General features: G+C 70.2%; 28 protein-coding genes. 15 read left to right on the forward strand and 13 right to left on the reverse strand.

Features of this window, described 5'->3' with window-relative positions; genetic code table 11:
* Window positions 1–257 precede the first annotated feature (257 nt).
* From ptsP to EOE66_RS00020, 4 genes are all read right to left on the reverse strand, one after another.
* Window positions 258–2036: a phosphoenolpyruvate--protein phosphotransferase gene (gene ptsP, locus EOE66_RS00005; RefSeq protein WP_128226655.1), complete on the reverse strand. Its 1779-nt coding sequence runs from the start codon at window positions 2034–2036 to the stop codon at window positions 258–260.
* Window positions 2037–2103: 67 nt separating this feature from the next.
* A complete protein-coding gene (locus EOE66_RS00010; RefSeq protein ID WP_128226656.1) occupies window positions 2104–2373 on the reverse strand; it encodes an HPr family phosphocarrier protein in 270 nt (89 codons plus the stop codon).
* Window positions 2345–2791 (reverse strand): PTS sugar transporter subunit IIA, encoded by a 447-nt coding sequence (locus EOE66_RS00015; protein ID WP_128226657.1) that lies wholly within the window; start codon window positions 2789–2791, stop codon window positions 2345–2347. The genes EOE66_RS00010 and EOE66_RS00015 overlap by 29 nt, the downstream gene beginning before the upstream one ends.
* A gap of 82 nt (window positions 2792–2873) precedes the next feature.
* Window positions 2874–3440 carry a hypothetical protein gene (locus EOE66_RS00020; protein WP_128226658.1) on the reverse strand — a complete coding sequence of 189 codons (567 nt, stop codon included), beginning with the start codon at window positions 3438–3440 and terminating at the stop codon, window positions 2874–2876.
* 39 nt (window positions 3441–3479) lie between these two features.
* Between EOE66_RS00020 and EOE66_RS00025 the strand changes: the two genes are divergently transcribed.
* Entirely contained in the window at window positions 3480–4751 is a 1272-nt protein-coding gene (locus EOE66_RS00025) for a CaiB/BaiF CoA transferase family protein (protein ID WP_128226659.1), read from the forward strand.
* Window positions 4752–4958: 207 nt separating this feature from the next.
* Window positions 4959–6098: a hypothetical protein gene (locus EOE66_RS00030; RefSeq protein WP_128226660.1), complete on the forward strand. Its 1140-nt coding sequence runs from the start codon at window positions 4959–4961 to the stop codon at window positions 6096–6098.
* Between the two features lie 21 nt (window positions 6099–6119).
* Here the strand turns inward: EOE66_RS00030 and EOE66_RS00035 are convergent, their stop codons facing one another.
* Complete coding sequence (locus tag EOE66_RS00035; protein ID WP_128226661.1) at window positions 6120–6788, reverse strand: DUF4197 domain-containing protein; 669 nt, start codon at window positions 6786–6788, stop codon at window positions 6120–6122.
* On the opposite strand from EOE66_RS00035, the gene EOE66_RS00040 reads away from it, so the two are divergent.
* Both EOE66_RS00040 and ruvA read left to right on the forward strand, forming a co-directional pair.
* Complete coding sequence (locus EOE66_RS00040; protein WP_245478836.1) at window positions 6787–7341, forward strand: TlpA family protein disulfide reductase; 555 nt, start codon at window positions 6787–6789, stop codon at window positions 7339–7341. The genes EOE66_RS00035 and EOE66_RS00040 overlap by 2 nt on opposite strands.
* Window positions 7338–7913 carry a Holliday junction branch migration protein RuvA gene (gene ruvA, locus EOE66_RS00045; RefSeq protein WP_128226662.1) on the forward strand — a complete coding sequence of 192 codons (576 nt, stop codon included), beginning with the start codon at window positions 7338–7340 and terminating at the stop codon, window positions 7911–7913. The genes EOE66_RS00040 and ruvA overlap by 4 nt, the downstream gene beginning before the upstream one ends.
* Before the next feature lie 21 nt (window positions 7914–7934).
* Here ruvA and EOE66_RS00050 read toward each other — a convergent pair whose 3' ends face one another.
* Entirely contained in the window at window positions 7935–8378 is a 444-nt protein-coding gene (locus tag EOE66_RS00050) for a BLUF domain-containing protein (RefSeq protein ID WP_128226663.1), read from the reverse strand.
* Window positions 8379–8582: 204 nt separating this feature from the next.
* Here EOE66_RS00050 and EOE66_RS00055 point away from each other — a divergent pair, with 204 nt between their 5' ends.
* Genes EOE66_RS00055 through EOE66_RS00095 form a run of 9 tightly spaced genes read left to right on the forward strand, consistent with a single transcriptional unit; the run spans window position 8583 to window position 17868 of the window.
* Window positions 8583–9674, forward strand: a complete 1092-nt coding sequence (locus tag EOE66_RS00055) for a methyl-accepting chemotaxis protein (RefSeq protein WP_128226664.1) — start codon at window positions 8583–8585, stop codon at window positions 9672–9674.
* A gap of 12 nt (window positions 9675–9686) precedes the next feature.
* A complete protein-coding gene (locus tag EOE66_RS00060) occupies window positions 9687–10058 on the forward strand; it encodes a response regulator (RefSeq protein ID WP_128226665.1) in 372 nt (123 codons plus the stop codon).
* Between the two features lie 9 nt (window positions 10059–10067).
* Window positions 10068–10382 carry an STAS domain-containing protein gene (locus EOE66_RS00065; protein ID WP_128226666.1) on the forward strand — a complete coding sequence of 105 codons (315 nt, stop codon included), beginning with the start codon at window positions 10068–10070 and terminating at the stop codon, window positions 10380–10382.
* Complete coding sequence (locus EOE66_RS00070; protein WP_128226667.1) at window positions 10379–12682, forward strand: chemotaxis protein CheA; 2304 nt, start codon at window positions 10379–10381, stop codon at window positions 12680–12682. The genes EOE66_RS00065 and EOE66_RS00070 overlap by 4 nt, the downstream gene beginning before the upstream one ends.
* On the forward strand, window positions 12679–14892 hold the full coding sequence (locus EOE66_RS00075; protein ID WP_128226668.1) for a methyl-accepting chemotaxis protein: 2214 nt from the start codon (window positions 12679–12681) through the stop codon (window positions 14890–14892). Before EOE66_RS00070 ends, EOE66_RS00075 begins: the two co-directional genes overlap by 4 nt.
* 17 nt (window positions 14893–14909) lie before the next feature.
* The gene (locus tag EOE66_RS00080) at window positions 14910–15443 is read left to right on the forward strand and encodes a chemotaxis protein CheW (RefSeq protein WP_128226669.1); all 534 of its coding nucleotides are present in this window, start codon (window positions 14910–14912) and stop codon (window positions 15441–15443) included.
* Window positions 15444–15450: 7 nt separating this feature from the next.
* Window positions 15451–16272: a CheR family methyltransferase gene (locus EOE66_RS00085; protein WP_128226670.1), complete on the forward strand. Its 822-nt coding sequence runs from the start codon at window positions 15451–15453 to the stop codon at window positions 16270–16272.
* On the forward strand, window positions 16272–16760 hold the full coding sequence (locus EOE66_RS00090; protein WP_128226671.1) for a chemotaxis protein CheD: 489 nt from the start codon (window positions 16272–16274) through the stop codon (window positions 16758–16760). Before EOE66_RS00085 ends, EOE66_RS00090 begins: the two co-directional genes overlap by 1 nt.
* Window positions 16761–16806: 46 nt before the next feature.
* Window positions 16807–17868: a protein-glutamate methylesterase/protein-glutamine glutaminase gene (locus EOE66_RS00095; protein WP_128226672.1), complete on the forward strand. Its 1062-nt coding sequence runs from the start codon at window positions 16807–16809 to the stop codon at window positions 17866–17868.
* A 12-nt stretch (window positions 17869–17880) separates the two neighbouring features.
* On the opposite strand, the gene EOE66_RS00100 is transcribed toward EOE66_RS00095, so the two are convergent.
* The 4 genes from EOE66_RS00100 to EOE66_RS00115 all read right to left on the reverse strand — a co-directional run bounded on the left by EOE66_RS00100 (window position 17881) and on the right by EOE66_RS00115 (window position 21798).
* Entirely contained in the window at window positions 17881–18360 is a 480-nt protein-coding gene (locus EOE66_RS00100) for a copper chaperone PCu(A)C (RefSeq protein ID WP_128226673.1), read from the reverse strand.
* Between the two features lie 71 nt (window positions 18361–18431).
* On the reverse strand, window positions 18432–18974 hold the full coding sequence (locus tag EOE66_RS00105; protein ID WP_128226674.1) for a YcnI family copper-binding membrane protein: 543 nt from the start codon (window positions 18972–18974) through the stop codon (window positions 18432–18434).
* An 11-nt stretch (window positions 18975–18985) separates the two neighbouring features.
* Window positions 18986–21313 (reverse strand): TonB-dependent receptor, encoded by a 2328-nt coding sequence (locus EOE66_RS00110; protein ID WP_245478837.1) that lies wholly within the window; start codon window positions 21311–21313, stop codon window positions 18986–18988.
* 95 nt (window positions 21314–21408) lie between these two features.
* On the reverse strand, window positions 21409–21798 hold the full coding sequence (locus EOE66_RS00115; RefSeq protein ID WP_128226675.1) for a DUF2946 domain-containing protein: 390 nt from the start codon (window positions 21796–21798) through the stop codon (window positions 21409–21411).
* A 40-nt stretch (window positions 21799–21838) separates the two neighbouring features.
* Here EOE66_RS00115 and ruvB point away from each other — a divergent pair, with 40 nt between their 5' ends.
* On the forward strand, window positions 21839–22912 hold the full coding sequence (ruvB, locus tag EOE66_RS00120) for a Holliday junction branch migration DNA helicase RuvB (RefSeq protein WP_128226676.1): 1074 nt from the start codon (window positions 21839–21841) through the stop codon (window positions 22910–22912).
* A 261-nt stretch (window positions 22913–23173) separates the two neighbouring features.
* Window positions 23174–23776 carry a PEP-CTERM sorting domain-containing protein gene (locus tag EOE66_RS00125; protein WP_245478838.1) on the forward strand — a complete coding sequence of 201 codons (603 nt, stop codon included), beginning with the start codon at window positions 23174–23176 and terminating at the stop codon, window positions 23774–23776.
* A 12-nt stretch (window positions 23777–23788) separates the two neighbouring features.
* Here EOE66_RS00125 and EOE66_RS00130 read toward each other — a convergent pair whose 3' ends face one another.
* From EOE66_RS00130 to EOE66_RS00140, 3 genes are read right to left on the reverse strand one after another with little or no spacing between them, the layout of a single operon-like run.
* The gene (locus EOE66_RS00130; protein WP_245478839.1) at window positions 23789–24454 is read right to left on the reverse strand and encodes a histidine phosphatase family protein; all 666 of its coding nucleotides are present in this window, start codon (window positions 24452–24454) and stop codon (window positions 23789–23791) included.
* A complete protein-coding gene (locus EOE66_RS00135; RefSeq protein ID WP_128226678.1) occupies window positions 24451–25089 on the reverse strand; it encodes a YbhB/YbcL family Raf kinase inhibitor-like protein in 639 nt (212 codons plus the stop codon). Before EOE66_RS00135 ends, EOE66_RS00130 begins: the two co-directional genes overlap by 4 nt.
* A gap of 42 nt (window positions 25090–25131) precedes the next feature.
* Window positions 25132–25425, reverse strand: a complete 294-nt coding sequence (locus EOE66_RS00140) for a DUF1840 domain-containing protein (protein WP_128226679.1) — start codon at window positions 25423–25425, stop codon at window positions 25132–25134.
* Between the last annotated feature and the right edge of the window lie 79 nt (window positions 25426–25504).

Raw genomic sequence — 25504 nt, forward strand, 5'->3', positions numbered from 1 at the left:
CTGCTTTTTTGCTGATTCGCTTTGCTTGCAATCCATCCGAACCGCAGCACCAAACTTCGTCAGCAGAGCCAAAGATTATGACACGCTTTTTTCAGCACCGTCAAGCCTCTTCAGCCCGCCTTCACCGAACACATCCACCGCTTCAAAAAGCAGACCAGCGAACAGCGAAGCCTTCGACTGTAGCACGTATCTAAGAGAGCTTGCAAGCACGACGCTGGCACTACGCGGGCACTGCCTAGGCACAGCTCCGACAGGGCTCAGTGTGGCCAGCTGCCCGCTTGCAGTTGCGTCAATGCGGCCTGTGGCGCGTCACTGGCCAGCACTTCTTCGAGGTGCGCAGCAAGCCGACGCGTATCGACTCGCAACACGCGTTGCTTGATGGACGCGATGCGCGCGGGGTGCATCGAAAAGCTGCGCAGGCCCATGGCGAGCAGCAGCTCCGTGAACGCCGGGTCACCCGCCATTTCGCCGCAGACGCTCACGCCGCGACCGCTTTGCCGGGCGCACGCGATGGTGCGCGCGATCAATTGGAGCACTGCGGGGTGCCAGGGGTCGTACAGATGCGCGACCGCCTCGTCTGCACGATCGATCGCCAGCGTGTACTGGATCAGGTCGTTGGTGCCGAGTGAGACGAAGTCGAAGTGGCGCAGGAATCGCTCGACCAGCAGCGCCGCTGCTGGCACTTCGATCATGGCGCCGACTTCCACGGGCCCGTAGGCCCGGCCTGCGTCGTCGAGCTGCTGCCGGGCGCGAGCGAGGGCTTCAAAGATGAGCCGCACTTCACTCATCTGCGCCACCATCGGCACGAGGATGCGCACCTTCCCGAAGGCGCCTGCCCGCAGGATGGCGCGCAACTGCTGCCTGAACATGCCCGGCTCGGACAAGCTCCAGCGGATGGCCCGCAAGCCCAGCGCCGGGTTGAGCCCGTGCTCGTGCCGCAGTTCCTGCTGGGACATGCGCTCCAAGGGTTTGTCTGCGCCCACGTCGACGGTGCGGATGGTCACCGGCAGCCCCTGCAAGGCTTCGACGGCTGCGCGGTAGGCCTCGAACTGTTCTTCTTCGCCCGGCAGGTCGCCCCCGCGGTTCATGAAGAGAAACTCGCTTCGGAACAGTCCGACACCGACGGCACCGGCGTCCAGCGCGCTCGGCGCGTCGCCCGGCATCTCGATGTTGGCCAAAAGTTCCACCACCTCGCCATCCAGGGTGACAGCCGGCGTGTGGCGAAGCCGGTCGAGGCGGGCGCGCTCCAGTTCGCTCTGGCGCTGGCGAAAGCGGTACTCCTCCAGCACGATCCGTGATGGATTGACGATCACCACACCTGCGTCGCCGTCGATCACCACCCAGTCGTCTTGGCGAATCAGACGACTCGCCTCACGAGCACCGACGACCGCAGGTATGTCCATGCTGCGAGCCACGATGGCCGTGTGCGACGTGCGCCCGCCCACATCGGTGACGAAGCCAGTGAACACGCTGCGCTTGAACTGCATCATGTCGGCAGGCGCCACGTCGTTGGCCACCAGCACCAGAGGGTCTTCACCGGCAACATCGCGCATGGCCTTCGCAGCGGCCGCCGTTGCGGGTGCCTCATCCCCGGCCTGACCTGCCAGTTCACGCAGCAGCCTCTCGACCACCTGTTCGATGTCGGCCTTGCGCTCGCGCAGGTAGGGGTCGTCCATCTCGTCGAACTGACGGGCGAGCACTTCGAGCTGCGCAGACAAGGCCCACTCGGCGTTGTAGTGCCGCTCTCGAATCCAACCCTTTGTGGCCGTGATCAGCGCTTCGTCGTGCAGCAGCATCAAGTGCACGTCCAGCAGCGCGGCCAGCTCCGCAGGCGCTTCCGGCGGCAGTTCGTGCTTCAACGACTGCAGTTCGGTGGCCACGCCATCGCGGGCGCCCCGCAGACGGCCGATCTCGTGGTCGATGCGATCGACGGGGACAAAGTAGTGCGCCACATCGACGCGGCTGGAGGCCACGAGCACCGCGCGCCCGATGGCCACACCCCGCGACACCGGCAAGCCAAACACCTGGATGCTCATGTCACCAATGTAGCCCAGCGGCGGCCACGGCCGCCCTCTCTCTGTGAGGACGGCGCGGGAAGACGGCTTACTCGCCTTCGCCGAACTTGTCGTCGATCAAGGCGCGCAAGGCGCCCATGGCTGCTTCTTCGTCGATGCCTTCGGCTTCGATCTGCACCTCGGTGCCCAGGCCCGCTGCCAGCATCATCACGCCCATGATGCTCTTGGCGTTCACGCGGCGGCCATTGCGACTGAGATGGATCTCGCTCTTGAAGCTGCCTGCCAGCTTGGTGAGCTTGGCCGACGCGCGGGCGTGAAGACCCAGCTTGTTACTGATCTGGATGCTGGTCTGGATCATCGCTGAGAGGGCGTTGGGGCTGGTTCTGACGGCGCGGGGTGGCCACCTGCATGATGCCCTGACGACCGCCGTCCACGGCGCGGGTGACCAGGTCGGCCAGTGGCAGGCGCCCGTAGCACAGCACGCGCCAGACCATCGGCACATTCACGCCGGTCACCACACGGGCCTGCACGCCGTCCACTGCTGCGAGCGCGGCGTTGCTGGGTGTGGCGCCGAAAGCGTCGGCCAGCACGAGCACCTCGCCAGACGGCAAGCCCTGCAGCGCCCCGGCCACCTGCGCCGCGGCCGATTCCAACGTCGCGGTGGGTGGGACATCCACAGCGGCCACGGAACAGTCGCAATCGGCATACGCGTGACGCGCCACCTCGAGCAAGGCCGAGGCGAGCGGAGCATGGGCAACAAGGAGGATGGAGGCCACGGCAGCTTGCGTCTGTCCAGGCATTATCGGCAGCTTGCTGCTTCTGGCACAGACCTCCCACCGCTGCCGCCTGGGGGCCCGTTCACGGGCTGAAGCGCAGCGATGCGAAGTAGGTCTGTGCCGCTGCCTCGTCGACCTTCTCGCCCAGCACGCTGGCCTGGTAAACCCAGGTGCCGCGCGTGAAGACCACCACCTGCATCTGGGCCGGCTTGCCGTCGGGCAGGCGGCCGCTCAAGCGCTGCAGGCCGCTGGCGGGATTGGGCGTGGCCCCCGAGATGGCAAGGGGCTGGAGCGACGAGCCCTTCGTGGCCAGATTGCCGGCCGCCGAGGCCGCCAATTCGGCCAAGGCCGGGCCTACGCGGGCCGGATCGGTCATGTCGGCGGCCGCCAGGCCCCAGGTGAGTTGCCCTGCAGCACAGGCGTGCAGGGCCAGGTTCACGCGGCTCCCGCCAAGATTGACGTCGCGGCTCTGGCCGTTGGGCTTGCAAGGCATCTGCAGTTGCACCAGGGCACCTTCGGGGCGCACGTCGCGCCAGTCGAGCGCTGGCGTGCACGCGACCAGCAGGCCGGCCAAGGCCGCCGACGCCGCCCCCGCGGCGCCGCGCAGAGCGGAACGAAAACGAGGCGTGCAGGGCAGCTGGCGGTTCATGCGGCAGATTATCCGGGCCCCTGCCGCAGAATCGCCGCCATGACACAGGCTCCGCTTCCACTGCCCGCCGGCGCCCTCGACGGCGTGCGCGTGCTCGACCTTTCGCGCGTGCTGGCCGGCCCGTGGTGCACGCAGACCCTGGCCGACCTGGGCGCCGAGGTCATCAAGATCGAACGGCCGCCAGGCGACGGCCACCCGGGCGGTGACGACACCCGCGGCTGGGGCCCGCCTTTCCTGAAGGACCGCGAGGGCCAGGACACCCCCGAGGCCGCGTACTTCCTGGGCGCCAACCGCAACAAGCGCTCGGTCACGGTGGACATCGCGCAGCCCGCCGGTCAGGCCCTGGTGCTGCAACTGGCAGCGCAGTGCGATGTGCTGGTGGAGAACTTCAAGGTGGGCGACATGGCCCGCTACGGGCTGGATGCGGCCACGCTGTGCGCGAAGTTTCCGCGGCTCGTGTACTGCTCGATCACCGGCTATGGCCAGACCGGCCCCTACCGCGACCGCGCCGGCTACGACTACGCCGTGCAGGGCCTGGGCGGCCTGATGAGCGTGACGGGTGAACGCGACGACCTGCCCGGCGGCGGCCCGCAGAAGGTGGGCGTGGCCGTGGCCGATCTCTTCACGGGGCTGTACGCCACGGTGGCCATCCTGGCCGCCCTGCGCCACCGTGACGCCACCGGCCAGGGCCAGGCCATCGACATGGCCCTGCTCGACACGCAGGTCGCGATGCTGGCCAACCTGGGTGCCAACTACCTCGTGACCAAGAAGGCCCCGCGCCGTGCCGGCAACGCCCACCAGAACATCGTGCCCTATCAGGTGTTCGAGGTGGCTGACGGGCACCTCATCCTTGCGGTGGGCAACGACGGCCAGTTCGAGCGCTTCTGTGCAGTGGCCGGCTGCCCTGAACTGGCCCAGGACGATCGCTTCGCCCGCAACGCCAGCCGCGTGCGCCACCGCGACCTGCTGGTGCCGCTGCTGGCTGAGCGGCTGCGCCTGCGGCCGCGGTCCGAATGGCTGGCGGCGCTGGATGCCGCAAAAGTGCCCTGCGGCCCCATCAACGATCTGGCCGACGTGTTTGCCGACCCGCAGGTGCTGGCACGCGGCATGAAGACCAGCGTGGCACACCCGCACCATGACGCGCTGGAACTCGTCGCGAGCCCGATGAAGCTCTCGGCCACGCCAGTGACCCTGCGCAGGGCGCCCCCCCTGCTGGGCCAGCACACCGACGAGGTGCTGGCCGAACTCGGGCTCGACGCCGAAGCACGCGCAGCCCTCCGCGTGCAAGGTGCGATCGGGCCGGCGCCGTGACAAGCTCGGCACGCGCAGCCCGCGCACCCCGGGCCTGCGGGGTGGCGATCCGGAGGATGCTGTAACAAATTTGCAGCAATTGCACCCAAGCGTCCGATGTCCAATCGGGGCTTGGCCCGAAGGCGTGCCGGCGCTGCAGTTTCTGGCGCCGCCCAGCGCTGCGCAGCAGCTGCCACGCACGCGACGAACTTCCGAACAAGGCAAGCCATGGATCTGACCGACATCGCCCGGCCGTCATCGGTCTCGGGCCGACGCGTGGTCGAACCGCTGGACCCCCAGGCCCTGATCGCCCAGCTGGGCAGTGAAGTGGCCACGACGCTCTCGTCCGCGCTCGACCGGGTGAACACGCTGCGCAGCAGCGGCCGCATCGACCGCGAAAGCCTGGCTGCGCTGCACGCCGAGATCGATCTCGCGCGCCGCGCCGGCATCATGGGCCAGCAGGTCGTTCGCCTGGGCAATGGCGACGTGCAGCTGGCCCGCGAGCGCCTGGACCTGACCGCGCTGATGCGCGACACCCTGCGCGAGCGCGGCCGCGAGATGGACGACCGTGCCATCGAAGTGCGCCAGGAGTTCGGGGCCGCGCTCGTGATGAGCGACGCCACGCTGCTGTTCTCGCTGCTGCAGACCACGCTCGATTGGGCCTTCGAGCACACGGTCTCGCGCATCGACATGAAGATCGAGATCAAGAACTGGCCCGCACACGCCGTGATGTCGGTGCGCTTCGCCCACCGCCGGCCCGACGAGGTGGAAACCGGCGCGATGCCCAGGGCCGATGCCGAAGCGGCCGAACTCAACACGATGTCATGGCGCCTGCTGCAGCAAACCAGCGCCGTGCTGGGCCTGCACCTGCAACGCCAGGACCTGCCTGGCAAGACCGAGCTGGCGCTCGAGTTCCCCGACACGCTGGCACCGCGCCTGGAGCCCGAGGGCACCACCGATTTCGAAGAGACGGTGTCGCCCGAACTGGCCCCGCCCCCGCTCAGCGGCAGCCACGTGCTGGTGCTGGCGGCGCGGCGCGAGGTGCGCAACGTCGTGCGCGAGGCGCTGCGGCCGCTGGCCCTGATGCTCGATTTCGTCAGCACCATCGAAGAAGTGCAGGACCAGTGCGCCGAGGCCATGCCCGATGCGCTGGTCTACGAGGCCTCGCTGGGCGGTCAGCGCTTCGACCGCCTGCGTGCCGAACTGCTGCGCACGGCGCCCCGGCTGGCCTTCGTGCAGATCGCCGAGCAGGGCAAGGCCGTGCAGGTGCTGAACCAGGGCGGGCGCCAGTTCACGAGCGTGGGCCGCGACGCGATCATCGAATCGTTGCCCGACGCGCTCAAGTTCGAGCTTTCGCGCAACGCCTGAGCCCTGCGCCCGGCCGCGCCATCAGCGGCCAAAGACCTTCTGCAGGAGCGCGCTGCCGGTTTTCACGGGGTCGGCGCGGATCTTCTTCTCTTCCTCGCCGATCATGAGGAACAGCCCGTCCAGCGCCTTCGTGGTGACGTGCTGCTGCACGGTCACCGCATCGCCCTTCACGAGACCGGCGCCCGAGGCCTTCGCCGCCAGCTGGTTGTAGCGCTCGGCGAGCTTCTGCCGCTCGACCACGCGCGTGACGATGGGCAGGAACTTCTCGCCGAGCGGGGCGCGGGTCTTGGCCGAGAACCAGTCGGTCACCGCCGTCTCGCCGCCGCGCACCACCTGGCGCGCGTCTTCCACGCTCATCTGCTTGACGGTGCTGACGAAGAGCGAGCGCGCCTCGGGCACGGCGGCTTCGGCAGCGCGGTTCATGGCGGTGACGAGTTCGTCGACGCGTGCGCCCTGGCCGGTGGCCTTCATCAGCTTGGCCACCTTCTGCAGCCCCTCGGGCAGCGCAATGCGCACGCGCGGATCACCCAGGAAACCGTCGGTGCGGCCCAGCAGCTGCACGGCCGCCGTGGCACCCCGCTCCAGCGCCGCACGAACACCGGCCGCGGCGTCCGCTTCACCCAGCGCTGCACGCGCCCACCAGGGCCACAGGCCGCCCACCATCGCTGCCGTAAGATGCCGCCGCCTCATGACCACCCCCCTCTTGCCAACACCGAACCAGCCCCTGCCGGCGCAGCCCGATCTTGCGCGCCGGCGCGCCCTGCTGGCAATGACGGCCGCGCCCGCGCTGCTGGCGGGCCTGCCCGGCTGCGCGCGGAAAGCACCAGCGCCGGCTTTCGACTACACGCTGCTCGATGGCACACGCCAGGCCTCGGCCGCACTGCGCGGCCAGGTGGTGCTGGTGAACTTCTGGGCCACCAGCTGCGCGGTGTGCGTCAAGGAAATGCCGCAGTTCGTGGCGCTGCACCAGCGCTTCGCAGCTCGGGGCCTGCAAACGCTGGCCGTGGCCATGCAGCACGACGCACCCGCCCTGGTGGCCGAGTTCGCGCAGCGCCGCGCCCTGCCCTTCGGCGTGGTGATCGACAACACCGGCGCCATCGCTCGCGCCTTCGGCGGTGTGCGCGCCACGCCCACCACGCTGCTGATCGACCGCAGCCACTTCGAGGTGTGGCGCCACGAGGGCGAACCCAACTTCGCCGCGCTGCAAGAACGCATCGGCCCATTGCTGGAGGCCCGCGCATGATCGGCCGGCTCAGCGGCGTGCTGGTGCAGAAGGCGCCACCCTTGGTGCTGCTGGACGTGCACGGTGTCGGCTACGAGGTCGATGTGCCGATGAGCACCTTCTACAACCTGCCCGCCCTCGGCGCGCCGGTGGTGCTGCTCACGCACTTCGTGGTGCGCGAGGACGCGCAGGTGCTGTTCGGTTTCCTCACCGAGCCCGAGCGGGCCACCTTCCGCCAATTGGTGAAGATCAGCGGCGTGGGTCCACGGACCGCACTGTCCATCCTGTCGGGCCTGAGCGTGGACGAGCTCGCGCAGGCCGTCTCACGCCAGGACGGCGCGCGCCTGGTCAAGGTGCCGGGCATCGGCAAGAAGACGGCCGAACGCCTGCTGCTCGAACTGAAGGGCAAGCTCGGGCCTGACCTGGCCCTGCCCGCAGCCACGCCGGCCAGCGACAGCCAGGCCGACATCACGCAGGCACTGCAGGCGCTGGGCTACAGCGAGCGCGAAGCTGCCGCAGCGCTGAAGGCGCTGCCCGCCGAGGTCGGCGTCAGCGAAGGCATACGGCTCGCGCTCAAGTCGCTGAACCGCTGAGCGCGGCGCAGCGCCGGTCCCTCAGGCGCACGCGGCGCGAGGGGGCTGCGCCGCGGCCACATGGGCCGCACCCACGCACTCCAGCAGGCCCAAGGCACCGGCTGCGCTCATGGCGTAGGGGTTGAACTCCGGCGCACCGCCGAAGCGCAGGAACAGCTCGCCGTGGGCAGCGTCCGCAGCAGCGAAGCCCATGCTCCAGCGCGCGAAGCGGCGTTCGTGCACCGGCGTCACTTCCAGCAACTCGATGCGCCGGTGTCTGGGGTCGGTGGCAATGCGCCCGAAGAGTTCGCTCACGGCCGCGCGGTGACCTTCCAGCACCTGCAGGAAGCAACGGCTGTCGAACAGCAGCAGGCCGCTCAGATGCAGCCGCGTGTTGTTCAAGCGGGCACGGTCGACGATGTGCTGCACGGCAGCCGGAGTCAGCGCTTCGGTGGTCTCGCTGGCGTAGATCAGGCGGGTCAGCATGGCGTGCTCCAGCACTTGAGGAGCCGCCAGCGTAGGCGCGCAAGGCCCCGGGCAAGCGCGAAGACAGGGCCCGGTAAAGGCCGCTGCTCAAGCCTTCAGCCCGCCGCCGCCGTGCCGATACTCAGATTGTCCAAACACTGACGAACGCAAGTTTTTCACTGTCCTGGACAGAAGTTTGGCAACCATCAGCGAGTCGTCCTGCGCATGAACGTCAACGCACCCGAGCTTCTCCCGGCCGCCCACCGTGCAGCCCCTCTGCGCACCCCCTGGCGCCAACGCCTGGGCGCCTGGTGGCCGGCCTGGCTGGGCGGCGAGCCCGCCGGCAGCCGGCGCCCCACGGCCGAGCAGGCCCAGGCCACCGCCGAATTGCTGCTGCGCCTGGACGAAGCCGCCCGCACCTGGACCGCCCACCTGGGCACCGCCCAGGCCCAGATGCGGGACGCCACCGAACAGCTGCTGGCCGGGTTCATGCAGATCCTCGACCAGCTCGACCACATCATCGACAGCCGCGGCCAGGGTGGCACGCCCACCGCCGCCAGCGTGGACGAACGTGCCGCGCTGCTGCTGCAGTGCGAGACGGAGCTGCGCGGCCTGCTGAAGAACTTCCAGGGTTTCGTGCAATCGCGCGATGTCGTGATGGGCTCGGTGCGCCAGCTCTCGGGCGCCAGCCAGGGCCTGCGCGACATGGCCGAGGACGTGGCCCAGCTCGCCCGCCAGACCAACCTGCTGAGCCTGAACGCGGCCATCGAAGCCGCACGCGCCGGCCCCAGTGGTCGCGGCTTCGCCGTGGTGGCCAGCGAGGTGCGCCGGCTGTCGGCCGAATCGGGGGACACCGGGCGCCGCATTGGCGAACGTGTGGGCGACTTCGGCAACCACATGCAGGCTGCGCTGGCCCAGGCCGCCGAAAGCACCGCGCAGGACACGCAGGTCATCCACGCCAGCGAAGAAACCATCAACCGCGTGGTGGAGCAGGTGGACTGCACCGTCAGCCAGCTCAACGAGCGCGCCGCGGCCCTCAGCGCCCACGGCGAAAGCGTGAAGGCGCAGGTCGAGCAGCTGATGGTGGCGTTCCAGTTCCAGGACCGCGTGCAGCAGATCATGGACCAGGTCGGCGACTCCATCCGCAACGCGATGGCCCGGCTGGCCGAGACCCTGCCCGCCGGCCGCCCCCCCGAGGCTGCCGATTGGCAGGCCCTGCTCAGCGCCGGCTACACCACCGACGAGCAGCGCGCCGTGGCCGCCGGCCAGCAGGCCCCGCGCCCCGCGCAGGCGGCCACCGAAACCACCTTCTTCTGAGCATCACCCGCCATGGCCAAGACCATCCTGATCGTCGACGACTCGGCTTCGCTGCGCACCGTGGTGAAGCTGGCGCTGCAGCGCGCCGGCTACGAGGTGGTGGAAGCCGCCGACGGCGTGCAAGGCCTGGCGGCGCTGGAAGCCGCGGGCAAGGTGCACCTCATCGTGAGCGACGTGAACATGCCCAACATGGACGGCATCACCTTCGTCACGCAGGTCAAGCAGCACCCGCGCCACAAGTTCGTGCCCGTGGTGATGCTCACCACCGAAGGCCAGGACGCGAAGAAGGAACAGGGCCGCGCGGCCGGCGCCAAGGCCTGGATCGTGAAGCCCTTCAACCCGCCGCAGCTGCTGGACGCGGTGTCCAAGCTCATCCTGCCCTGAGGACTTGCGATGAACGACACCCTGCCCACGCCCGGCGCGCCGCTGCGCCTGCCGGCCGAGCTGACGATCTACACGGTGGGTGAGCTGCACCCGCAGTGGCTGGCCTGGCTGGCCTCTAGCGAGCCGGTGGCGGCCGTGACGGGCGAATCCGTGGACCAGGTGGACGCCGCCGGCCTGCAGCTGCTGCTGGCGCTGCAGCGCGGCCTGGCCGACAAGGGCCACAGCCTGGCCCTGCACGCCCCCAGCACCGCCCTGCAGGCGGCCTGCCAGGCCCTGGGCCTGCAAGGCTGGCTGGCCGAACACAGCCCCGGGGTGGCGGCATGAAGCCCGACGCCAGCGCGCAAGCCGCCGACCTGAGCTTCATCCAGGAGGCCCTGCCTGCCTTCATCAGCGAAGCGCAGGAGCAGATCGAAACCCTCGAACAGCTGCTGCTGCAGCTGGAAGACACACCCGAAGACAGCGAACTGCTCAACGCGCTGTTCCGCTGCGCGCACACGGTCAAGGGTTCGGCCGGCATCTTCGGCCTGGACCGCGTGGTGGCCTTCACGCACCACGTGGAGACGCTGCTCGACCAGCTGCGCGAAGGCCGGCTGGCCCTGACCCCGGCACTCAGCACCCTGCTGCTGAAGTGCAACGACCAGATCCGCGCGCTGGTGGCGCAAGCACGCCAGGCGGCGGTGGACGAGGCCGACGACGCCGTGGCCGCGCGCGAGGCGCTGGTGCAGCAGCTGCTGGCCGCCACCGGCAGCACCCACGGCGCGGCGGCCGAACAGCCCCAGGCCGCCAGCGCCGGCGATGCCCGCGCCGCGGTGGGCCCACCGGCCGGGCGGCTGTGGCATGTGGCGGTGGCCTTCGGCACCGACACCTTCCGCAACGGCATGGACCCGCTGGCCATCCTGAACTACGTGCGCGGCCTGGGCGACATGGCCACGGTGCACTGCGACATCGCCGGCGTGCCGGCCCTCGACCAGCTGAACCCGGAAAGCTGCCACCTCACCTTCGAGTTCGGCCTGCAGACCCACGCCACGCGGGCCGAGATCGAAGGGGCCTTCAGCTTCGTGCGGGACGACTGCACGCTGCAGCTGGTGGAGCCCGGCGGCACGGCCGCCGACTTCGCCGCGCTCATCGAAGCCATGCCCGACAACCCGCGCCTGGGCGACATCCTGGTGGCGGCTGGCGCCATCACGCGGGCGCAGCTGCAGCAGGGCCTGCGCGCGCAGACAGCGGCAGCCGCCAGCGGCAGTGCCGCGCCATTGGGCGAGATCCTGCAGGCCACGGCCGGCGTGCCGGCGCAGGTGGTCAACGCGGCACTGAGCAAGCAGAGCCGGGCGCGCGAGGCCACGCAAGGCGGGGCCGGCACGCCGGCCGTCGCCGACGACCAGCGCTTCATCCGCGTGCAGGCCGACCGGCTGGATGCGGTGATCAACCTGCTGGGCGAGCTGGTCATCGCCGGTGCCGGCGCCTCGCTGCTGGCACGGCAGACGCGCCAGGGCACGCTGATCGAGGCCAATGCGCAGATCGGCCGGCTGATCGAGGAGATCCGCAACGGCACGCTGCAGCTGCGCATGGTGCCCATCGGCGAGACCTTCAGCCGCTTCCGCCGCGTGGTGCGCGACACGGCGGCCGATCTCGGCAAGGACGTGCTGCTGGAGATCACCGGCGGCGAGACCGAGCTCGACAAGAGCGTGGTCGAGCGCATTGCCGACCCGCTGATGCACCTGGTGCGCAACGCCCTCGACCACGGCCTGGAGACGGCGGCGCAGCGCACCGCCGCCGGCAAGCCGGGCCAGGGCAGGCTGACGCTGTCGGCCTGCCACGAGAGCGGCAGCATCCTCATCCGCATCGTCGACGACGGCCGGGGCATCCAGCGCGACAAGGTGCTGCAGCGCGCGTGGGACCGGGGCCTCGTCGAGCGTGGCGTGGTGCCCGCCGACGCCGACATCGACCGGCTGATCTTCGAGCCGGGCTTCAGCACCGCCGAGAAGGTGACCAACCTCTCCGGCCGCGGCGTGGGCATGGACGTGGTCCGCCGCAACATCGAGGCGCTGCGCGGCACCGTGGTGCTGAACAGCACGCCAGGCGAGGGCTCGTGCATCGAGATCCGGCTGCCGCTGACGCTGGCCATCATCGACGGCTTCCTCGTGGGCGTGGGCAGCTCGAAGTTCATCTTCCCGCTGGATGCGGTGGTCGAGGTCATCGAGAACCGGCCCACCGTCAGCGCACTGGACGAACGCGGCCGCGGCTTCGTGGAGCTGCGCGGGCAGGTGCTGCCGGTGGTGAGCCTGCGCGCCCTGTATGCGCTGGACGGCCCCGCGCCCGACCGCACCAGCGTGGTGGTGCTGCAGAGCAGCCGCCGCCGCTACGGCGTGATGGTCGACAGCCTGCTCGGCCAGCACCAGACCGTCATCAAGCCCCTGGGCCGCATGTTTCGCAGCCTGCGCGGCATGAGCGGCTCTTCCATCCTCGGCAACGGCGAGGTGGCGCTCATCTTCGACGTGCATTCCCTCAGCCAGCTGGCAGCCGAGCCCCCGGGCCCGGCAGGCCGGCCGGTTGCCGCCTCACCCCACCCCCTCAGTGCGGCCAGCCGCAGCCCGAACGCCCCCACGGAAGGACAGACCCCATGAACACGCCGGAAATCTCCTGGATCGGTCGCCTGTTTGCCGGCCCCGCGCTGGACCAGGCCCTGGCCCTCAGCCAGCAGCACCAGGCCGCGGCGGAAGCCGCGCGCGCTGCTGCGGCACAGGCCGAGGCGGCACGCGCCGACACCGAAGGCACGCTCGCGCAGCTGAAGCAGCGGCTGGACGCGGTGGAGAGCGAGCTGAAGGTGCGCACCGACATCATGAACCTCACGAGCATCGTCTCCGAGGCCGACAAGAAGGGCGACATCCTCAACGTCAACGAGAAGTTCCTCGAGGTCTCGAAGTACCCGAAGAACGAGCTCATCGGCCACGGCCACAACACCACGCGCCACCCCGACATGCCCAAGTCGGTGTTCAAGGAGATGTGGCAGACCATCGGCCGCGGCGACATCTTCCGCGGCGTGGTGAAGAACCGCGCCAAGGACGGCACGCCCTACTACGTGGACGCGGTGATCGCCCCCATCCTGGGCGACAACGGCAAGCCCGTGAAGTACCTCGGCGTGCGCTACGACATCACGGCCACCGAGCTGGAGCGGCAGAACGCCAAGGGCATCCTCGACGCCATCGACCAGAGCTACGCCTTCATCGAGTTCGACCTCGGCGGCCATGTGCTCAACGCCAACCGCAACTTCCAGCAGGCCCTGGGCTACGGGCTGGACGAGATCAAGGGCCGACACCACCGCATGTTCGTGGACCCGGCCTATGCCAACACGCCCGAGTACACCGAGTTCTGGCGCGAGCTGAACGCGGGCAAGGCCCAGAACAGCACCTTCCGCCGCATCACCAAGAGCGGCAGCGAGCTGTGGATCCAGGCCGTCTATGCGCCCGTGAAGGACGAGATGGGCCGCGTCGCGAAGATCATCAAGATCGCCACCGACGTGACGGCCCAGGTGCAGGCCAAGCAGATGCTGGAGCAGGCGGTGGAGCAGGCCCAGGGCGTGACCACCGCGGCCAAGAACGGCGACCTGACGCAGCGCATCCCGCTGGAAGGCAAGAGCGGCCCCATCAAGACGCTGTGCGAAGGCGTCAACGTGCTGATGGAGAACACCAGCGTCATCTTCGACGACGTGGGCCGCGTCTTCGGCGCGCTCTCGGCGGGCGACCTGAGCCAGCGCATCACGCGTGACTACGAAGGCGTCTTCGGCCAGGTGAAGGACGATGCCAACGCCACCAGCGAGAAGCTCGGCGCCATCATCGAGGACGTGGGCCGCGTCTTCGGCGGCCTGGCCGCCGGCGACCTGACGCAACGCATCACCCGCGACGCCGAGGGTGTGTTCGACCAGGTCAAGAACGACGCCAACAGCACGGGCGAGAAGCTCGCCGGCATCATCGAGGAGGTGCGCGCCGCTGCCGATGCGCTGACGGGTGCGGCCAACCAGGTGAGCGCCACCGCGCAGAGCCTGAGCCAGAGCGCGAGCGAGCAGGCCAGCTCGGTGGAAGAGACCACGGCCAGCATCGACATGATGAGCGCCAGCATCACGCAGAACAGCGACAACGCCAAGGTCACCGACGGCATGGCCACCAAGGCCAGCAAGGAGGCCGGCGAGGGCGGCGCGGCCGTCACGCAGACGGTGCAGGCGATGAAGCAGATCGCGCAGAAGATCAGCATCGTCGACGACATCGCGTACCAGACCAACCTGCTGGCGCTGAACGCCGCCATCGAGGCCGCGCGCGCCGGCGAGCATGGCAAGGGCTTCGCGGTGGTGGCCGCCGAGGTGCGCAAGCTGGCCGAACGCAGCCAGGAAGCGGCCAAGGAGATCGGCGACCTGGCGAGCAACTCGGTGAGCACCGCCGAACGCGCCGGCAAGCTGCTCGACGAGATCGTGCCCAGCATCCAGAAGACCAGCGAGCTGGTGCAGGAGATCGCCGCGGCCTCGCAGGAACAGAGCCAGAGCGTCACGCAGATCGGTGGCGCCATGGGCCAGCTGAGCAAGGCCACGCAGCAGAACGCCTCGGCCTCGGAAGAGCTGGCGGCCACCTCGGAAGAGCTCTCGGGCCAGGCGGAGCAGCTGCAGCAGTCGGTGGCCTTCTTCACGCTGGTGGAGGCCGAGGCGCCCCCGGCGCGCGGCGCGGCCAAGGGCAAGCCGGTGGCCGAGCGGCGCGCGCCGAACTCGCCGATGCGCAGCGGGCCGCGTGCGGCCGCGGCGGCCCCGGCGCCGCGCGCCACGGGCACCGGCAGCTTCCGCCCCTACTGAACCCGAGGCAGGCGACCATGGCAGCCCTGGCCCCCACCGACACCGCCGCGCAGTTCCTCACCTTCGCGCTGGGCGAAGAGGTCTTCGCGATGGACATCCGCACCGTGCGCGAGATCATCCAGCACGGCCCCATGACCACCGTGCCGCTGATGCCCAGCTTCGTGCGCGGCGTCATCAACCTGCGCGGCGCGGTGGTGCCGGTGATCGACCTGCACGCCCGCTTCGGCCGCCCGCCGGCCCGCGTGGGCAAGAAAACCTGCATCGTCATCTTCGACGCCCTGCGCCAGATCGACGGCCTGAGCGAGCGCGTGGAGCTCGGGCTGATGGTCGATGCGGTGAGCGAGGTGATCGACATCCCTGCGGCGCAGATCGAACCGCCGCCGAACTTCGGCACCACGGTGCGGCGCGACTTCATCCGCGGCATGGGCAAGGTGGGCGCGCGCTTCGTCATCATCCTGGAGCCCGACCGCGCCTTCGACGTGGCCGAGATGGCCGAGATCTGCGCCTCCTCGCAGGGCGTGCAGAGCAGCCCCGAGCCGCTGGCCGCCTGAACCCGCCATGGCCACCCTCAGCGACCGCACCTTCACGCAGATTGCCGAGCTGATGCACGGCAGCATCGGCCTGAGCTTTGCCCCGAGCAAGAAGCCGCTGATCTCCTCGCGCCTGGCCCCGCGCATCCAGCGCCTGGGGCTGGGCAGCTTCGAGGAATACCTGCAGCTCATCAGCACGCCCGACGACGGCGGCGAGTTCCAGATGGCGGTGGACCTGCTCACCACCAACGAGACCTACTTCTTCCGCGAGCCCGCGCACTTCGAGCTGATCGAGGCCGAGCTGGCGCGCGAGCGCCCGCGCCGCGTGGCGGTGTGGAGCGCGGCCTCGTCCTTCGGCGACGAGGCCTACAGCACCGCCATGCTGCTGGCCGACCTGCACCAGCGCGGCCAGATCGGCAGCGACTGGTCCATCCTCGGCACCGACATCAGCGACCGCGTGCTGCACAGCGCCAGCAGCGCCATCTACCCGGCCGAGCGCCTGCGCCAGGTGCCGCCCGAACGCCTGAAGCGCCATTGCCTGAAGGGCGAGGGCGAGAGCGAGGGCCTGGTGCAGATCGGCCCCAAGCTGCGCGAACGCGTGAAGTTCGGGCAGCTGAACCTGTGCGCCGCGATCGAGGGCGGCCTGCCCGGCGCGCCCTTCGACATCGTCTTCCTGCGCAACGTGCTGATCTACTTCGACCCGCCCACCAAGCGCGCCGTGGTCGACCGCGTGCTGACGCAGCTGCGCCCTGGCGGCCTGTTCTTCATCGGCACGGCCGAGGGCCGCGTGCCCTGCGACACGCCGCTGCAGGTGCTGGCCCCGGGGGCCTTCCGCAAGGTGGCCGGCTGATGGCACCGGGCGGCCTGCCGGCCTTCGGCAGCGTCACCCACACGCTGCATCCGGGCGACGTGGCCTGCGGCACGCGCGGCGACAAGCTCGTCACGCTGCTGGGCTCGTGCGTGGCGGTGGTGCTGACCGACCCGCGGCGCACGGTGGGGGCGATGTGCCACATCGTGCACGCCAGCCCGGCCACCCGCACGGCGGCCCCGCGCGACAGCGCGTGGGGCGACGTGGCGCTGGACGTGATGTACGAGCTGCTGCGCGAGCGCGGCATCACGCCACAGCTGTGCGAAGCCTACGTCTACGGCGGCGGCAACATGTTCCCCGGGCAGTTCGGTGCCGGCCATGTGGGCGACTGCAACGCCCACTGGACGCTGCAGGCCCTGGCCGCCGACGGCGTGCGCGTGCTGCACCACGACCTGGGCGGCCACAGCTACCGCAAGCTGTCCTGGACCGTGGGCCCGGACGCACCCGAAGTGACGGCCGTGCCGCTCTGAGCCCGACCGCCCCAGCCCCTTCCACGACAACCCCCGAGGCACCCTCATGGCCATCCAGGTCTTCGTGGTCGACGATTCGGCCATCGTGCGGCAGACGCTGCAGCACCTGCTGCAGGGCGACCCCGAGATCGCGCTGATGGGCAGCGCGCCCAACCCGCTGATCGCCGGGCCGCTGATCCGCAAGCACAAGCCCGACGTGCTGCTGCTGGACATCGAGATGCCCGGCATGGACGGCCTGACCTTTCTTCGTCAGCTGATGGAAGAAAGCCCCATCGCCACCGTCATCTGCTCCACGCTCACCACCGAGGGCAGCAAGATCGCGCTGGAGGCCATGGCCGCCGGCGCGGTGGGCGTGGTGGCCAAGCCGAGGCTGGGGCTGAAGCAGTTCCTGGAGGATTCGCGGCGCGAGCTCGTCACCGCACTGAAGGCCGCGGCGCGTTCGCGCCCGCAGGTGCGGCGCAGCCTGCCGCCGGCGGCGGCCCCGGCCCGCAGCGCCGCCGCGGCCGCGCCCGTGCCGGGCTTGCACGCGCTGTCGATGAACAAGCCCGTGGTCATCGGCAGCAGCACGGGCGGCACGCAGGCGTTGGAGCAGGTGCTCACCGCGCTGCCGGCCGACAGCCCCGGCATCGCCATCGTGCAGCACATGCCGGAGAAGTTCACCGCGATGTACGCCACGCGGCTGGACGGCCTGTGCGCCGTGCGTGTGAAAGAGGCCAAGGACGGCGACCGGCTGGAACGCGGCAGCGTGCTCATCGCCCCCGGCGGCAAGCACATGCAGCTGCGCAAGGCCGGCGGCCAGTACTTCGCGGTGGTGGCCGACGGCCCGCCCGTCAACCGCCACAAGCCGGCCGTGGATGTGCTGTTCCGCAGCACCGCCGAGGTGGCGGGCAAGGACGTGCTGGCCATCATCCTCACCGGCATGGGCGACGACGGCGCGCGCGGCATGAAGCAGCTGCACGACGGAGGCGCCCGCACCATCGCGCAGGACGAGGCCAGCTGCGTGGTCTTCGGCATGCCCAAGGAGGCCATCAAGATCGGCGCGGTGGACCACGTCATGCCGCTGGACCGCGTGGCCGAGGCCATCCTGCAGTTCGACGCGCGCGGCTGAGGCGCGCGCTCGTCAGTGTTTGTGGCCGCCGTGGCCTGCTGCGGCGCCTGCGGGCGCTTGCGCCGAGACCTTCACGTCCACCTTCACCTCGCCGGCCTTCTCGAAGCGCAGCGTCAGCGGGAAGGTCTCGCCGGCCTTCAGCGGCTGCTTCAGGCCCATGAACATGAGGTGCAGGCCGCCCGGCTTGAGCTCCACCGTGCCGCCGGCCGGCACGTCGATGCCGGGCACCTGGCGCATGCGCATGACGTCACCGTCCATCGACATGGTGTGCAGTTCCACGGCGCTGCTGACCGTGGTGCGTCCCGAGACCAGACGGTCGCCAGCGGCGCCGCCGGTGATCTTCAGGAAACCGCCGCCGGCGGCCTGGCCTTGCACGGTGGGGCGCGCCCAGGCGCCCTCCACCTTCAGGCCGGCCTGGGCCCAGGCGGCCAGCGGGCTGGCGAGCGCAGCGCAGGCGGCTGCGGTGAGAAGGGTGCGTCGTGTCGTGTTCATGGGGCTCTCCGTTTGCTGTCGATGGGGCAGGGTTTAAAAGGTCCAGTGGGGCGCGCGCGCCGGTGCCGGGCTCAATGGTGATGGCCGCCAGGGGCGGCCGGTGCGGCGGGCATCACTTCCAGCAATGCCGCAGGGGCTTTCAGGCCGCGCGTGGTGGTGCCGCTGGCCGGCACGTCGAACCAGTCCCACTGGCCCTGTTCGCACAGCTGCTGCACCTTGAACCAGGCCGGCCCGGCCGCCTGCGGCGCCTGGCCGCGCAGCACGAACTCGTCGTAGTGCGCGTCGGGCAGCCACGCCTCGCGGCTGGTGGCCTTCCAGGTGATTTCGACCACGTCTTCGGTGACGCGGCGGCCGTGGCTCTCGTAGGGCTGGGCCAGCGGCGCCTTCTGCACGCTCAGCGCCCAGCCCGCCTTGGGCATGGGCTTGGCGCCGCGGAAGCCCGCCGGCAGCCGCACGGTGAGGGTGTGCGTGGCCGTGCCCTGGCAGCCGTGGCTCACGCGCAGCACGGCCTTGTAGCCCGCGCCGGCCGTGGCCTGCGGGGTTTCCAGCGTCACATGGGCTTGGGCCGCCACCGTGGCGGTGGCGAGCACGAGGCTGAGGAGGGGTGTCTTCATGGCGAGGGTGCTCACAGGTCGAAACGCAGCTCGGCGCTGTAGGTGCGCTGCGGGTAGGGGTGGAAATTCCAGTACTGGTAGTTGTTCAGGTTGTCGATGCCGAAGGCCGCGCTCCACTGCTTGTCGATCTTCCAGCGCAGGCACACATCGGTGGTGAAGTACTTGCTGAAGCCCTGGTAGGCGAAGCCGTTGGGATCGCTGTTGTTCAGCTGGCCGTACTGGCGGCTGCCGTAGCGGGCACCGAAGCTGCCGGTCAGCGCGGGGCTGAACTTGTAGCTGGCCAGCAAGCTGGCGCGCCACTTCGGCACGCGCGGCTGCTGCTTGCCCACGGTGTCGCCGGGCACGCTGACGTAGCTGCTGTTGGCGCGGATCACGCTGTCGGCGTAGGTCAGGCTGGTCTGCAGGTCGAGACCCTGGACACCGAGGTCCGACACCTCGTAGAAGGTCTCCAGCCCCAGCGTGCGGATGCGGTCGATGTTCTGCACGCTGTTGACGATGGGGCTGGTGCCGGCGATGGCCTGGCTGTAGAGCGCGTCGGTGGTGGTCTCGTGGAAGAGCGTGGTGCGCAGGCGCTGCAGGCCGCGGCTGAGCTCGCTGGTGAACTCGGTGGTCCAGCTCTTCTCGGGCTTCAGGCCCGGGTTGGTGACCACATCGGTGCCGGCGTTGCCCTGGAAGAGCTCGCCCACGGTGGGCACCCGAACAGCGCGGCCGGTGCTGAGCTTCAAGGCCCAGCCTTCGGCCGCCTGGAAGCCCAGGGCCAGCTTCGGCGACAGCCAACTCTCGCTGCGGGCGCTGAAGTTCACCGGCGCCGCACTGCCTGTGGTCTTGGCGCCGTCGCGGGCCGTCCAGTGCTCGTGCCGCAAGCCCAGCACCGCCTTCCAGGCCGGCGCGAAAGACCAGGTGTCCTGCGCGTACAGGCTCTGCAGCCGCGTGTGGCCGCGGAAGCTGCTGACCGCCGTGGTGGCGTCGCCCGTGATCCAGTCGGCCGCGTTGTCGATGCGCTGGCGCCAGCGGTAGCTGTCCTGCTGCAGGCCGAGATCGACCTGGTGCGCCGCGTTCGGGCGCCACACGCCCTTCAGCGCCAGGGTGTGCCAGCCGGTGCCCGACAGGCGCGTGATGCGGCCGGCGCCGCCCGCATCGGCCGCGGGCTTGGCGCCGGTGGGCGCGCGCGCGATGTCCTGGTCGTAGTCGTAGAGGCTGGCGGCGATCTCCCAGTCGAAGACACCGCGCGCGCGGCTGGCCACGCTCAGCCCGTGCATGAGGTGCGTGAGGCTGTCGCGGTTCTGGCCGAAGTCGCTGGCGGCGACCGTGTAGTTGCGCCCGCCGATGGTGGCCACGCCGCTGTAAAAGGGGCTGCCATCGCTGGCCCGCGTGAGGTAGCTGGTGCTCTGGCCCACGGTGCTGTTCTGCCACCAACCCAGGGTGTACTGCGCGCGCACCTGGCCGGGCAGATCGACGGCGATCTTGGCCTTGGCGTGGTCTTGCGTGGTGCTGTACTGCGTGCCGGCGCCGATCAGGTACCAGGGCAGGTAGCTCCTGTCTTCACCGAGGACGGCGCCGTTGACGGGCGTGCCGGCGGCCGTGGTGCTGGCGCTCACCAGCTTGGTCGCGAAGGTCATGGGCTGGCCCTCGTTCTTCAGCCGGTTGACGTTCAACCACCACGAAAAGGCGCCGGCGCGGTCGCCCACCGAGGCGCTGGCCTGCCAGCCGCTGTAGGTGTCTTTCGTGCCGTAGAGCTCGAAGGGCTGGACGAAGTAGCCCACCTTGGCATGCACCTCGAACTTGCGCGGCATGCGCGTGACGTAGTCGACCACCGCGCCCACGCTGTTGCCCGGGTAGGCGGCCGAGAAGGGGCCGTACAGCACGTCGACGCGCTCGATCTCCTCGGGCGTCACCAGGCCCCAGCGCGGCGTGAAGGCGGCGCCGTTGCCGAGGTAGTTGCTCAGCAGGATGCCGTCGGCGTAGACCATGCTGCGCGCGCTGTTGCCGGTGCCGCTGGCGCGGCTGGACAGGACCGCGTGGTTGTAGTCGCCGATGTAGCGCTTGCGCACCAGCAGGCTGGGGAAGTACTTCAGCGCGTCTTCGCTGTCGGTGGCGTTGATCTTGGTCTCGACCTCGGCGCCGGTGATGCCCTCGGTGGTGGTGGGGATCTGCGTCGGCAGGCTGCTGACGCGGCTGCCGACGATGGTGACGATGCCGGCGTCGCGCACCGGCGCCTGGGCGGCGGCGTTTGCGGAGACGTTCGAAGGGGCGGGAGCGGTTTGCGCGAAAGCGCAGCTGGCCGCGGCGGCCAGCGCCAACGGCGCCCTGCGGTGCAGGGACGAAAAACGGGAAGACAAGGCAGAACTCCTGAACACCCCGCCTGCGAGGGCGGGGCATGCAACGGGGCACCCCGCGCGGCTTCAGGCCGGGCGCAGGGCGAACGTGGCGAAGGTCAGGAGACGAACGGGGGCCCGCGCGGTTGCGCGGTGCGCCATGCGAACAGCGTGCGCGGCGCGTGCAGGAAAAGCGGTGGCTCGAAGGCCGCGAGCGACAAGGCCAGCAGCACCGGCAGCGCGGGCGGCGGCGCGGCAGCCCCGGCGCTCAGGGTGCACAAGGAGCAGTGCTCCAGGTGCCCGGTGGCCGTCGGCAGGCTGCTGGGCGCAGGCCCGTCGGGCGCTTCCACCAGCACCCAGCGCATGCCTTGCGGCGTGCAGACCTCGGCCCAGGCGCCCCCGTCGCCGCGCGCGAACGACAGCGCGTGCGACACCGCCGGCAGCAAGGCCATGGCCAGCACGGCCCAGAGGGCGAGCCAGGTCAGCGGGCGAAGGTGGCGGCGGTGCATGGTGAGGGCGCGCAGTGTAGCGGCTGGTCATAATCACTGTATGGCCATCCAGACCGACGACTTCGCCCCCGCGCCCCGCCCGGCGGCGGCCCGGGTGATCAGCGCGGCGCCCGCCTCGCCCAACGAAGAGGCCATCGAACGCGCGCTGCGCCCGAAAGGCCTGCAGGACTACGTGGGCCAGGCCAAGGCGCGCGAGCAGCTGGAGATCTTCATCGGCGCGGCCAAGCAGCGGGCCGAGGCGCTGGACCACGTGCTGCTCTTCGGCCCGCCGGGCCTGGGCAAGACGACGCTGAGCCACATCATCGCCAACGAGCTGGGCGTGAACCTGCGCCAGACCTCGGGCCCGGTGCTGGAGAAGCCGAAAGACCTGGCCGCCATCCTCACCAACCTCGAGAAGAACGATGTGCTCTTCATCGACGAGATCCACCGGCTGAGCCCGGTGGTGGAGGAGATCCTCTACCCGGCGCTGGAGGACTACCAGATCGACATCATGATCGGCGAGGGCCCGGCCGCGCGCAGCATCAAGCTCGACCTGCAGCCCTTCACGCTGGTGGGCGCCACCACGCGGGCCGGCATGCTGACCAACCCGCTGCGCGACCGCTTCGGCATCGTGGCGCGGCTGGAGTTCTACACGCACGAAGAGCTGGCCCGCATCGTCACGCGCTCGGCCAGCCTGCTGAACGTGCCGGCCGACGACGCCGGCGCGCTGGAAATCGCACGCCGCAGCCGCGGCACGCCCCGCATCGCCAACCGCCTGCTGCGCCGTGTGCGCGACTACGCGCAGGTCAAGGGCGACGGCCGCATCACCGCGGCGCTGGCCGACAAGGCGCTGAAGATGCTGGACGTCGACCCGCTGGGCTTCGACGTGATGGACCGCAAGCTGCTGGAGGCCGTGATCCACCGCTTCGACGGCGGCCCCGTGGGCCTGGACAACGTGGCCGCGGCCATCGGCGAAGAGAGCGGCACCATCGAAGACGTGATCGAGCCCTACCTCATCCAGCAGGGCTTTTTGCAGCGCACGCCGCGCGGGCGCGTGGCGACGGCAGCGGCCTGGCGCCACCTGGGGCTCGTGCCACCGGCAGCGCCCGCGGCGGGCGACCTGTTCGGCGGCTGAACCTCGCTGCCAGGCCCGGGCGGTGCGCCGGCGATGCCGCCGGCGTACCGAAGGACCGTCGGTGCCGCTTACACCGCTGGCGCCGCCCGGCAGGCCTCCGGGCGGCGGTTCGTGCGGATATCACGGCGGTCATTCTTTGTGATCAAGGACTTGGCGCCATGGCGCGTGCAGCGCGGGGCAGCTGGCCTGCGACTTGCTGCCTGAGCCGCCGAGCCCTCGTTGGGGCCGATGAAGTGCACAAACACAATCCCGGAGTTATCCATGCGTTTCACCAAGTTGGCTGTCGCCACCGGCCTGCTGGCCGCCCTGTTCAGCGCGCAGCACGCCGTTGCCGGCCCCATCAACACCACCGGTGCCACTTCCGTGGGCGGCCACTGCATCTGCTTCGGCTACAACGGCATGGGCCAGAGCTTCACGGCGGAAGACAGCAGCGTTTCGATCGGCGTGCTGGTCGGTGACGCCAACGTCCACCTCGGCGCCTTGTCGATGACCTTCCGCCTGCTGCAGGGCGCCGGCCCGTCGGGCCCTGTGCTGAGCTCGTTCGTCTTCAGCCCCCTGGTCAACGATGGTTTGAAGTGGTTCGATTTCAATGTCAGCGGCACGCCGCTGACGGTGGGCCAGGTGTACTCGGTCACCGTCACCTCGGTGAGCGGCCGCGGCATGGTGGCGCGCACGAACGCCGACCTCTACGCGGGCGGCAATGCCTTCCTCTCCAACGGTCAGAACTACGGCGAGATGAGCATCCGCGTGCAGCCCCTGGCCACCACCCCCTCGGGCGTGCCTGAGCCTGGCTCGCTGGCACTGGCAGGGCTGGCCCTGGCGGCTGCGGGCCTGGCGCGTCGCCGCCGTGCCCACAGCGCCTGAAGCCTCGCCCCCTCAGGCCTCGGCCGGCGCCTCGCCGGCCAGGTGCCCGTCGTCGTTCCAGCCCACCATCTGCAAGCCCTCGCCGGTGTAGAGCAGGCGGTTGATGGTGGCGTTGCCCAGGGCCCAGCTTCGCGGCGCTTCCAGCGGCAGGCCCACGGCGGCGCGGTACAGGCAGTCGAGCACACCCCCGTGCGCGACGATGACGATGGTCTGCCCGCGGTGGGCTTCGGCCAGCCGCTCGACGGCCGCAACGCACCGCGCCGAGAAGGCCAGCAGCGATTCACCACCGCCCGGAGTGAAGACCGGGTCGCGGCGGCGCCAGCGCAGCGCTTCCTCAGGCCAGCGCGCTTCGATCTCGGCGTGCGTCAGGGTCTCGAAGCGGCCGAAGTGGCGCTCGCGCAGCGCCGGGTGCGCGCGCACCGGCAGCGCGTGCAGGCCCGCGATGGCCAGAGCGGTGGCGTGGGCGCGCCGCAGGTCGCTGCTGTGCACGGCGTGCAGCGGGGTGTCGGCCAGGGCCTTGGCCACCTGTGAGGCCTGCCAGGTGCCGACGGCATCGAGTGCCACGTCCTGGTGGCCTTGCACGCGCTGGCTGGCGTTCCACGCGGTGCGGCCGTGCCGCACGGCAATCACCTGGGTCGGCTCCAGCCAGGGCTGGCCCCAGGCCGCCGCCTCGCTCAAAACCCGGCGCCGATCAGGCGCTGGTTCAGCGTGTAGGTGCCCGAGAAAGTGGCCGCGTTGAGCACGCGCCCGGCCAGTGCGGCCCGCACGTCGGCGCCCTTGAAGGCGCCTTCCACCGGCAGGCGTGCCACGTCCAGCGCGTAGAGCGTGAACACGTAGTGGTGCACCAGGCTGTCGTTCCATGGCGGAAAGGGGCCGTCGTAGCCGAAGTAGTCGCCCGCCATCTCGGGATGGCCGGCGAACCAGGCGGTGTAGTCGTTCAGGCCCTGGCGCGCGCCATGCAGCGCGGCCGGGCCGGGCTTGCCGCGCGCGGTGAAGCCGCGGCTGAACTCGCCTTCGGCAATGCCGGCCAGCGTGGGCGGCAGGTCGACCAGCAGCCAGTGGAAGAAGTCGACCCGCTCCAGGTCCACCGGCACCTCGCGGCCGGGCTGGTTGACGTCGTCGCCGCGGCTGGGCACGTCGAAGTCGTGGCACACCAGCACCAGCGACTGCGTGCCCGCGGGCAGGTCGCTCCACTGCAGCGCGGGGTTCAGGTTGTCGCTGAAGGTGGCCTGGCCGGCACCGTCGGGCTTGCCGGCGGCGTAGCGTGCGGGGATGGGGTCACCGTTGGTCCAGCTGTCGCTCCAGAGCTTCATCGGGGGCTTCCTTTCGGGCGGTTCGATTCGGTCGGTGTGGGTTCAGACGCCCCACACCACGGGCGCGTCGGCCGCGTGCGCGCGGCGCAGCATCTCCACCACGGGCCACAGGCGCTGGCGCAGGCCCACGGGGGGCTGGCGGGCGTCGTCGTCCTCGGGCGGGGCTTCATCCTGCGTGATGGCGGCCATCAGCGCGGCGCTGGCGGCAGGCATGTCGGCGGGCTCGATGATGCCGCGCGGTGCGGGCTCACGGCCCAGCAGGCGCAGCATCTGGTCGCCATGGACCCCGAGCATGATCAGGTCGCCAGTGGCGGGGCTCTTGAACTTGTAAATCATGGGCAGCCTAGCAGGCACACCCCGGCGCGGGGTGCGGGGCGTGATTGTGCAACCCGTGCCGGTCGCCGTCGGTGCGGCG

Origin of the sequence: Rubrivivax rivuli, assembly GCF_004016505.1 — a bacterium.
GTDB lineage: Bacteria > Pseudomonadota > Gammaproteobacteria > Burkholderiales > Burkholderiaceae_C > Rubrivivax > Rubrivivax rivuli.